Origin of the sequence: Bacteroides sp., from assembly GCF_052357945.1 — a bacterium.
GTDB lineage: Bacteria > Bacteroidota > Bacteroidia > Bacteroidales > Bacteroidaceae > Bacteroides.
This window is the reverse complement of record NZ_DAWCXD010000062.1, coordinates 17,148-28,485: the sequence shown is the minus strand read 5'-3', so window position 1 is coordinate 28,485 and position 11,338 is coordinate 17,148. Positions and strand designations below refer to the sequence as shown.

General features: G+C 43.4%; 6 protein-coding genes and 1 pseudogene. 1 reads left to right on the top strand and 6 read right to left on the bottom strand.

The window, feature by feature from the left end:
• The first annotated feature begins 217 nt into the window (after positions 1 to 217).
• Entirely contained in the window at positions 218 to 1,654 is a 1,437-nt protein-coding gene (locus ACT8YW_RS12665) for an RNA-binding domain-containing protein (RefSeq protein ID WP_444105335.1), read from the top strand.
• 97 nt (positions 1,655 to 1,751) lie between these two features.
• Here the strand turns inward: ACT8YW_RS12665 and ACT8YW_RS12660 are convergent, their stop codons facing one another.
• The 6 genes and pseudogenes from ACT8YW_RS12660 to ACT8YW_RS12635 form a co-directional block, all read right to left on the bottom strand.
• Entirely contained in the window at positions 1,752 to 3,017 is a 1,266-nt protein-coding gene (locus tag ACT8YW_RS12660) for a DUF1735 and LamG domain-containing protein (protein ID WP_444105333.1), read from the bottom strand.
• 125 nt (positions 3,018 to 3,142) lie between these two features.
• A pseudogene (locus ACT8YW_RS12655) lies at positions 3,143 to 3,412 on the bottom strand (ORF6N domain-containing protein); the annotation flags it as partial.
• Between the two features lie 234 nt (positions 3,413 to 3,646).
• The gene (locus tag ACT8YW_RS12650) at positions 3,647 to 5,260 is read right to left on the bottom strand and encodes a BT_3987 domain-containing protein (protein WP_444105331.1); all 1,614 of its coding nucleotides are present in this window, start codon (positions 5,258 to 5,260) and stop codon (positions 3,647 to 3,649) included.
• Between the two features lie 55 nt (positions 5,261 to 5,315).
• Positions 5,316 to 6,269: a glycoside hydrolase family 18 gene (locus tag ACT8YW_RS12645; RefSeq protein WP_444105329.1), complete on the bottom strand. Its 954-nt coding sequence runs from the start codon at positions 6,267 to 6,269 to the stop codon at positions 5,316 to 5,318.
• A 64-nt stretch (positions 6,270 to 6,333) separates the two neighbouring features.
• A complete protein-coding gene (locus tag ACT8YW_RS12640) occupies positions 6,334 to 7,935 on the bottom strand; it encodes a RagB/SusD family nutrient uptake outer membrane protein (RefSeq protein ID WP_444105327.1) in 1,602 nt (533 codons plus the stop codon).
• An 18-nt stretch (positions 7,936 to 7,953) separates the two neighbouring features.
• Complete coding sequence (locus ACT8YW_RS12635; RefSeq protein WP_444105325.1) at positions 7,954 to 11,298, bottom strand: TonB-dependent receptor; 3,345 nt, start codon at positions 11,296 to 11,298, stop codon at positions 7,954 to 7,956.
• Positions 11,299 to 11,338 lie beyond the last annotated feature (40 nt).

The window sequence follows — 11,338 nt, the reverse complement described above, 5'->3', positions numbered from 1 at the left end:
TCAATGACGGGCAACTTACTATCTTTTGATTTTATGTCGAACTCACGTTTATTAAGGCAAAAGAAGTTCACTAACAGGATAAAGGAAGTTTATCTTTAATACATCAGAGCTCATTTATTAAGGCTTTTACTATCTATTCTCTATCCCTGCCCATTATTCTCCAAAATAAATTCCTATATTTGGGATTGAATACAAGGATATGAGCAAAATTAAGAATATGAACCTACAAGAGATACTAAACCAACCCGAAGGACGTAGATTGGAGTTTAAGGCAGAGTTGCCGGAACATTCTGATCTGGCTAAAACTATGATTGCTTTTGCCAATGATGCAGGTGGTGACCTATATATTGGTGTGGCGGACGAGCCTCGTAAAGTGGTTGGATTGGATGAAGATAAATTGATGGCTATCGAGGAAAAAATAAGCAATATCATTTTTGATCGTTGCTATCCCGCTATATTGCCCGAGATTAAATTTATCAGTGAGGACAACAAACATTTGATTCAGGTGACTGTTTTCAGAGGTAGTACGCCACCTTATTATCTCAAAGATAAAGGTAAGTTACAAGGAACATTTATTCGCGTAGGTTCAACTAATCGGCTTGCTGATGAATCTATCATTTCAGAACTGGAACGTCGGAAGCGAAATATTTCTTTTGATAGCGAAGTTATTCCAGATAAACCCGTAAATGATTTGAATATAGATAATTTTAAGACTATGTTCAAGGAAAAAACAGGCGAAGAACTATCTGACCAAGCATTAAGAAAATTGGATCTGGTTAAAGACATGCAAGGAGCAGAGTACCCGACAAATGCGTTGATTTTATTTTCAGACGATCCTTTACGAAACTCGCTCTTTCACTATGCAAAAGTAGAGTGCGCCCGGTTCAAAGGCGTTACAACCGAAGATTTTATAGACCAGAAGAGTATTACTACCAATATTGCCACACAAGCTGAAGAGGCGTACAACTTCGTGCTTCGCCATATCAACAAAGGGGCAACCGTTGAGGGAGTTTATACCGTCTCTCGGTGGGAATATCCAGTTAAGGCAATTCGTGAAGCTATCCGTAACGCAGTAGTACACCGTGATTATTCTCTCACAGGAAAAGATGTTAAGGTGGCGATTTATGATGATATGGTAGAGATAACAAGTCCAGGGCTTCTGCCGCCATCCATTGACTATGCTGCGATGGAGAGCCGTCAGAGCGATGCACGAAATAAAGTCATAGCTCCTATCTTCAAACGTCTTGGTATTATCGATCAATGGGGCAACGGCTTGAAGCTGATTGCGGATGAACTAAAAGAATATCCCAATATCAAACTTCGTTGGAAAGAGATAGGGTTATCATTTCAGGTGCAGTTTGTCAATATGAATCTCAACTCAAATACCGGTACTCATTTAGGCATTGATGTCGGTAATGTCGGCATTGATGTCGGTAATGTCGGCATTGATGTCGGCGTTGGGACAAATGATAACGAAATCTTGTTAATCGAATTAATCCGACAAAACTCAAAAATCACAGTAAAAGAGATTGCAGATACATTGAAATTGAGTAAACGTCAGTGTGAGCGCATCATTGCGGATTTAAAGCATCGGGGGATCTTATCTCGCAAAGGCACAAACCGAACGGGATATTGGACTATTGCAGGATTATAAGAAATAAAAGCAACTAAATGCCCCGCCAAGTCATAGAAATGCAATTCACATTTCTGCTTGGCGGGGCATTTTATCATCCTGTTTTCTTATTCCAAAACTATTCTTTGTTCTTCTGCGTCACCTCAATGCCTTGCGGCCATACAGCAGGCGATGTATGTACATGAGCATCATTTCCATGTCCGGTGTAATCCTCGGCAATGTCGCCATGCCCTTCGTTAAATTTCCAGTAAGCACAAAGTCCGGTAGTAGCAGGATCTACGTTATACATATTATCGAAAATCTCCTGCTGGGTTCGCATCACGTTCCAAACACGTACTTCACAGATTTCACCATCGAGTTGGCGGGAGAAATCGGTAGGTTCGCCATAGGAATGGCCGATTTTGAACATGAAATCCTTACCACGATTCTGCATACCCAGATTAATAGGTTCTCCTTTACCATAATCCTCAATACGGCTCTGTTCACGACCGTCTACGTAGATAACCGCCACTTTCTTTTCTGTATCAAACGTCACCGCTACATGATACCATTCGCCTTCTTGCAAAAGCTTGCTGTTATCAGCGTTCGGAAATTTAATCTCATTGCACGAGAATTGCAACTGTTGCGCCGGAAAACCTGCATCACCCAAGCGGAACAGGCAATATTGCTCGATACCCATAATCGTAGATATTTCTCTTGCATCTACACCATTTTTGAAGTTATTCACACGTATAATAGCCTCGTAGGTAAGTTGCTTCATGTTATTCACCACACCAGCCGTAGGACTATCCTTATCGAAGCCCGGTACCTCAAAGAAATTGTTTTTCAAGTTGACAGCCGTAGTGATGGCACTGGAACGACGTACCACATAACAAATAGTCTTTGAACCGCCTAGTGTACCCATACCACCCGACACCTGGTCGATAGTGATGGGGAGCAAATAGCCTGCATCAATTTCAAGGTCAGTAAGACCGGAGAAGTCGATAGTGACAGGTTTGGAACTGATCTCACCTTGCGGGATAACAGTCTGACCTGCTAACAACTTATAATGCTTGGCATCAAGCATGGTATAGTTAGCGCCAAGGCGGGCGTTATAAGTATTCACCAGCGAGGCGTCTACTTTAATACCGACATTGATATCCTCGCCTGCAGGACGTGCCAACAAAGCGGAAATTTCCTTTTGTCCCGTCTCTATGGTACGGTTAAAAGTAAAGTTGGACACGTCCTTTAGCTTGGCTGCATCCAAATAGACGACATTATCGAAAGGAGAGGCATTGCTATAGTCTTTATTATCACAGCCGGTGGCACATAACAACAGGGCCGTAGTTATGATAGCCGGTGAAATGACAGTAAGCATACCTCGAAGTATTTTTTTTGTTTTCATACCAGTTCGTATATTAAGTTTAATCAAAAACATAAATCACTTATGTGCCCTATTTATATAGCCGTCCGAACACAAAAAAGACGGCAAATTTACATATCGAAATTACCGTCTGATATACTATTAAAGCTTTTACTATACAATACATTACTAAGCATGGCTACACCCAACTCTGTGAATACATACGGATTACGTCTTACTCCATTTTTATAGCATTGGAGGTCACAAATTGTGCCCTCCAATCTTGGGTTTCTTCACTCGAAAGCTGAAACATAAAGTCAGAAGGAAAACGTTCTATATTTCGTTTGACAGCCTGATTAAGCACTTTTGTCTGCACTCCATACATCTCTGCCAAATCACGGTCAAGCATCACTTTTCTGACCTCTAAACTCATATATTCTATTTTAAATTATCTGCAATTGATCCATCTTGTATGTCTGCTATAAATAGCCTCGAACTATTCATATTATATATCGGGGTCAGAAGTAATCAATAAGTTTAGATTGCAGTTACATTTTTACGAAAAGAATCCACTGCAAATGACAACTATCAACGGTAATTTCAATATGTCAAAGAGCGAGTTTTTCCTTTATTTATGGAAAAGTATTTATTGATAATATTCAAAGGAAAAATTACCAGTCTTTTCTATAGAGACTCATATCAGGTCCTGCATTTAAAGTATAATTCAGAGGAGCAGATTTATAATATACAGCTCCGTATATGAATTTATTCTTAACAAAATCCCAACCATCACCATCATCCATAAATTGGAGAATACTATAACTACCTATCATAGTCTTAACCGCATTTTCATAACCACCATATTCTTGACCAATAAGATTATCCCCATAGACTAAAATATCACTCTTTTTATTTCCTGCAGACTTCCATTGAGCTATAGTCTTTGCAGCAAAATCTCTAATCTCACGGTTATTGTCAGAATAACAAGGTACAATTACATTACCATAACAAGTTTCGTTTAGCCCAGCAATAGGTCTGCGCGTATATTTGCTATAAATTTGTACGCCTCCTTCCAATTTAGGATTAATAATTTGTAATTCTTCCGACGAGGAAAAGTAACCATGCCATGCATAATCAAGGTAGTTGCCGACTTCAATGCCTCCACATTTGGCTACATCATAAAAATATTCCGTCGCATTTCCTTTATCTACCAATGTCAACAGTTTACCAGAAAGAACTTCACGCAATGCCTTAATTAATTTAGGATATGAGGTCGTATTCATTTCTGGCATTCCTGCTTTACCATATTTACTATCATCATCCCATAAGTTCACCCCATCTAAATTATAATGTGTTATCACAGCCTTTATTTGACGAACAAAATCAATAATCTGCATATCAGTCATATTGCAAAATCCCACACCTTTACCTCCATTCTCAATACAGAGACATATTTTACGATTATGTGCTTGAATTGGGCGAAGATACTTATCACTATGTTCCAACACATAACTCAAATCAACACCTAACTTAAACATGGCACGCTGGCTAGAAGCATCATAATCAATCGTAGCTGTCTTCAGATTAACAATATTACCCAAACTATATAGTTCCCTACCAATCATAGCCCCCCATGCACCGGCAATCAACGGTTGATATGTTTCTGTATTCACATAAAATACAGAAGTCAGATTAGGCAATAGTTCCGGTATCTCCTGCGGCATTCCTGCATTAGGTTCAATTGTTGTTACTTTCTCTTGAATATACACTCTATAGTACAATTTTTGTTTGTCAGTTTGCATTTCCATGTTTGCAACAGTAAGTGCCAACAAATAAGGTTTTCCAACTTCTAATCCTTCAGTTGAGATTAGAACTTTAATAGGAGCGGATATTTGTTTTCCGGCAGCTATGGTAAGTGTACCATCATTTTCTAAATTGATATTATCTATTGGTAATACTTCCAATTCAGTTTTGTACTCCTCATTATAAGCGTCTACCAATGCTTCGTCAGCAACCACTTTGAGAGTAACAGCATTTGTGGCAGACTTAGTTAACGCATAACTTATTTCTTCTACACCTTCTTCTTCATCCTCATACAAGTCTATAGTTATCATCCTCGAAAAAGTTTTTCCACTGCATAACTGCCCTCCGACGCTATTCATCGGCGTTTCGTCCGGCAATTGCCCGGCAGGCATGGAAATATCATCTTCAGTACACCCCGTCGTTGCTACCATCAGCAGTGACAGCATCAGAAAGACGAAGTATTTAAATGGATTATTTTTCATATCATTATAGTGTTTTACAGGTTTCACAATAAATATTCTCTTAGTTGCACCCCCTTTATTTGGACGGGTTCATTATTTGGATAGCCAACCGGCTAGTCTCATAATTCATCTTCGTATGATAATAATCATCACCCAAAGCATAGATAGCAAGTCCGCCTACAGGACCCAAAGAGACAACACGGTTTGTCATTTCGGTAACAGCATCCAGTTTTTCACCTTCTTCATCCACTAACTTTTCATTGATCTTGGCGGAGAGCAATAGTTTCTCTTTAGGGATTGAGAAGTTTTCTATCACGCCTGCCACATAGAGTTTCAAATCTACGGCAGAGGTAATCGTAGCAGTGTTCAAGACTACATAATCCAGCTTATTCAGATCTGCGGCATCCATAAAGGCAGGATCACCTTCAAATACCAACAGTTTGCCATCGCCTACAGCGGTAGAAAGCTTGGAAACGATTAATTTGGCCGCTTCACGACGGGCAGCCTGTTCAGCCTCCGTTCCTCCATAAAGAGGAGTACCTTTAATGGCAAACCCATTCATACCCAGCTGGGAAGCGGCAGCAACGGCCTTATCCAACCAGGCACCCAGTTTGGCAGCATCGGTCAAGGCGGGCATTTGAGCGGTATAATCCACTAAATAGAGTACCTTGATACTCTTTTCCTGTAACAGGAGAATATCCTCACAGTCATAAGAGGTCAGGCTTTCGGGATGCGTCGGAGTTACGATGTCCAATGAGTCGGGCAATGAACGGAGGTAATCACCTTCATTCTTCGACTTTTCGGCACTATTATCAAAACTACCGTAAGTGACAAAGTGTTTGCTTTGCCTATACGTACGCAGTGCCTCCATGTAACGAGCCCAAAGTTCAGGATTCTGTTCTTTGGCATGCTGCGGATCAATATCAACAGTTTTCTGATCCGTCCAGTCGCCGCACGAAGCGGTAGCAAGCAATGCCAGCAGCAGGAACAGATGAGTGAAGATGTTAGCAATGGAAATTCTCATATTCATATCTTCTTGTTTTAGTTTCTATATCTTCTTGTTTTCTAGTTCTCACATTTCCAGTTTCATGTCCCTACGGTCTCGGTTTCTTGTCCCACCAAAGAGAAGTAGCGCCATTATCAGGGCCACCCAACATACCGACGGCCTCCAGAATATACTGCCGGTTACCGGAATATTCGCTGGGCGGATACCACAGGCGACGTATTTTAGCTTTCGTATCGTCAATAGTACCACCACTGTTGTTCACTACCACAGGCAATAAATGAGGATAATCCGTGCGACGATATTCGCTCCATGCCTCTACCGTAGAAGGAAACATAGCAATCCATTTCTGGGTAATGATACGCTCCAGATTCTTCTCGGTATATTCATCACCCTCTTGCCAGGCAACAGTAATGCTGCTGACGGCTCCGGCTGAATAGGTTCCATCCACAGGGTCAGTGTAAGCCTGCGGTGTGTTGGAAGCATTGGCAGCATAAGAAAGGGCATCCGTAGCAGGAAGTCCGTACTGTTCAAAAGAAAGAGCAATTGCTTCTTCATACAGGCTCTTGGGATCACCCCCCATCGCCCAGCCGCGCAATGCGCCTTCGGCGCGCAGGAAAGTGACTTCTGCCGCATTCATCCACGGATAAGGACTGGCAGTAGATATAATCGGTTTGCTATAACGGTCTATCACGCTTTCCTTGTTCACCACATCAATACCGATACGAATACCGGCAAAGCCGGACACTTTCGTCGGCTTACCACCAACTGTTTCCGTGATTTCCACTTGAGTGAACATCTTCTCCCGTCGAGGGTCCTGATACCCGTTCATGTAACAAAGCAAGTCGGCACCCATCCGATGGTCGGACCAGCCATTGAAAACCATAGCGGCGCGGTTTTCCTCCACCTTCATTTCGGCATTATCGGCATTGTCCGTGATAACCCCTGCTGCTACGGCATCCTGTGCCACTTGTTGTGCCGTAGTAGGATCAACATACACCATGCGGATAGCCATACGCAACTTCAGGGAATTGGCAAATTTATACCACTTGCTGACGTCACCGTAATAAACATCGTCAAACTTACGGAATGCTTCAGAACCTATCGTAAGATTTTCCTTCAACACGGAACTCACTTCATCAAGTTCCTTCAGCATTTGTTTGTAAACAGCTTCCTGCGAATCATAGGGCACATTAAGCGAAACACTACCCTGCTCGTCTATCACCTTGCTATAAGGAATGGGACCATACATATCCGTCATACGGTGCATAATAGCTACCCGCAGCAATTTGGCAAGAGCCAGTGCCACAGGATCATCACTCTGATCCTGCAAATCGCGGTAAAGCGGATAAGATTCGGTAAAAATATCACCATACGTCTTATCCTGCCAGTCAACAGACGGGTTATAAGTTTCAAATTTATCGGTACGCACGAGCGTAGTCCCATAATACCCGGCAAACGGACCTGCCGCTAAAGCCTCAATAAACTGATAAAGATGCTCTTTGGTAGGTACCACCAACCCTTGCAAACCTCGCAGGGTAGAGCCTATATTGTAGTTTTCGCGTCCCTGCTCATCCTTGGTCACTTCGTACTCCTTGCGGTTGATTTCATCGAAGTTGCCCGTACAGGCTGCTCCGCCCACCAGCAGAAGTCCCAGGGAGAATATCTTTAAGAAAGATTTCACTTGTTTCATACGATCTGATTTAACGGGTTAAAAGTTTATTTTCACATTCACGCCGATATTACGGGTACTCGGCAACATGAAGTTATCAATGCCTTGATAATAATTACCAGTATTCGCCACCGCTTCAGGGTCGAAAGGTGCACGACAGTAAATCATCCAAAGGTTACGACCTACCACAGAGACATTGATGTCACACACACCTCCCAACCATTTGCGGGGAATGGTATAACCCACACTAGCTTCTTGCAGACGCACGTTCGTAGCGCTGTAAGTGTAATACTGCGGCAATCCGCTACTGTTTCCAATGAGGCTGTAATACGTTTGAGCATCCACGAGAGTACGACCGTTGAGCAACACACCACCGTTGTCACGGGCTTGTGCCGAACGTTCGGACACTCCATACTGATCCATTGCCGCCTGTGTGGCAGAATAAGCAATCCCTCCGATACGTGCTGTAAAGAGTGCGCTTAGACTGATACCACGCCATTCGAAGCGGTTATTCCATGCCAGATTAGCTTTCGGGAACACACTACCCAGCTTAATGTCCGGCAGGTTGTCTTCCGTAGTCAGCGCACCGGAAGGATCGATCTCTACCATGCCATTATTGTCCCGTTTCAAGTCACTCTGTGTGTAAAGATCACCCAACGTACCCCCTTTCTTCAGGATGAATCGTGCTTTACCCAGTCCGCCTACATCCAAACGATTCTGTGTGATAGGCAATCCCGTTTCGGGATGAATATAGCTGGTCACCAAGTCTTTTATCGTATTCTTGTTGTGAGAGAGAGTGAAATTACTTTCCCAGTGCAAATGGTTGTTCCAGGTATGTCCGTAGCCCAATGAAAGTTCCACACCGGAGTTGCGCACATATCCTGTCTGCAAATAAATCTTGCTATAACCAGAAGATACGGAAACTTTCGGGTCGAAGGTTTGGTTGAAAGTATTTGCCAAGTACCATGAAAAGCCGAGGCTGAAATCCTTGAAAAGACGCATATCCAGTCCCAATTCCCACGAGTTGGTACGCTCGGGCTTCAAGTCCTTGATAGGATAGTGTGTCTTGGGCTTCCATTGCTGGTTAGCCTCATCGTATTCGTAAGTGGGCGATGTCAGATTACGGGGATAAGGCATACCAACGGAACTGAAAGAGCCACGAACCTTCATATAGTCGATAAATTCCGGCAAAGTCAGCATTTCGGAGATAACCCCCGAAAGTCCTACGGACGGGTAGAAGAAACAAGGTGTAGAAGAATTGGCAAGTTGCGAAGCCCAGTCGTTTCGCCCGGTCAGTGTAAGATAGAGCATACTCTTCCATCCCACTTCCACACTGGCGAAGACAGATTGCGTCTGTTCCTGCCATTCGTCCTGACGGGCTTTCTTCTTTGTGTTGTCGAGGTCGAACACATTAAACACGTTCGGTATTCCCTTTTCACGAATCGGGCCACGATAGCTCAAATCTTCGTACCGGTTGTTCACAATGCTGGCACCCACGTTTGCTACCAGTGAGAAGTCATTAAAACGCTTGTTGATGTTGGCAAGCACGTCGGCATACGTTTGTGTTTCGTCGGGCTTGGAGATGGTATAGTGTCCCTGCGTACTCTCTTCCGTAATCGTAAGGTTGGAGCTGGCATAGAGCTTCTGTTCATACTTGGTGTGTGTGTTATCCACACGTACACGTCCCGATATATTCAACCAGTCGGTAATGTCATAACTCAATTGAGCAGACAGCATATAACGCTTCTTCTGATTCAGACGCAGATTACGGTAAGCAATCCAGTAAGGATTCTGCATACGATAGTCACCTTCGCCCTGCGGCCAGAACATCGTATTGATTTTGCGTGCCGGATCCCAACGTTCGAACACTTTGACAAGTTCAAAGTCATCGCCACGCGGGAACAGATAAACGGGCACAATGGGATTGGAATAAATCCCCTGATTCGTCATGTTGCGGTCGTTCTGAATGATGTAGCTGGCTCCTATGTCAAGTTTCATTCGATCGTTCAGGAAATTCGTCGTATTGCGGAAAGTAAAATTAAAACGGTTATAACGATTGTTGGGAACAATGCCCTCGGAGTTGACCGACGCCACCGAAAAGAAGGTCTGGTTCTTCTCCGTACCGGTAGAAAGGGTGACGGAATTGGTGAAGATCAGTCCTGTATCAAAGAAATCTTTCGGTTCATAATTGGTGCGTGAAGCATCATTCAACTTCGCTCCCCAGCTTAGGATGGTAGAACCTCCGTCTTTCCCACGGCTTCCCGTCCCGTAGCGGTTTTGGAATTCAGGAAGCACGAAAGGACGGGCAAACTCGGTATTGCTGTTCACCGTCACTTGCAACTTGCCTACTTGTCCGCGCTTGGTAGTAATAACAATCGCACCATTGGCAGCATTACTACCGTAGAGTGCAGCTGCTGCGGCACCCGTCAATACGGAGATACTTTCAATGTCGTCCGGATTAATGTCGGCAATGCTCTCCGTAGCACCCCGTGAGTCGAATTCCATTCCACCACCGCCACCGAAGTTATACATCGGTATACCGTCGATAACGTAAAGCGCATTACTGCTTTGTTCAATAGATTTCGCACCACGCATCACTACCTTGCTGGCTCCACCTACACCGGAAGAACTGCTGTTGATAGTAACACCTGCCACCTTACCATTCAGGCTGTTGATGAAATTAGCATCTTTAATGCCGGAGATTTCGTCCGCTTTCACCTGTTGCACATTATAGCTCAACGCTTTCTGTTCACGCTTGATACCAAGAGCAGTCACGACTACTTCGTTGAGTTGCTCCACGGCAGTGGCAAGCGTCACATTATACACGCTCCTGTCTGTGACTTTCACGTTTTGAGGAGTATAGCCTATATAGGTAAAATTGAGCGTGCTACCCACCGGAGCTTCGATAGAATACTGTCCTTCTATATCCGTAATCACTCCACTGGCAGAACCTTGCACCTGGATATTGACACCGATAAGCGGCTCGCCCGTTTCGTCTGTCACTTTTCCTCTGATTTGTTTATCGGAAGATGGTTTTTCTTTTACCGGTTGAGGGATAATCTTAATGTATTTACCTTTCAATTCGTAGGTGCAGCCTGTACCTTTCAGGATGGTAGAGAGAGAATAATCCAATCCGGCTTTATCCAGGTTGAGATTGAGGGCAGGTTTGTCACGCAGCAGCGAGTTGTTGTATCCGATGGATAATCCCGACTGCTTTTCCACTCTTTTCAATGCTTCAATGACGGTGATATTGTTCTCACGGATGGTAATCCGCACGTCATTTTGAGCAAAAGCTGTTACTTGTAGCAAAAATAAGCTGAAAAAGAGTAGAAAACTTCTTCTTACGCCTCGCTTATCCGCTATAAATGTGTAATTTTGTAGCATTAACTTTTAAGTATTAGTTTGTTAACTAGGTTGTTATTCA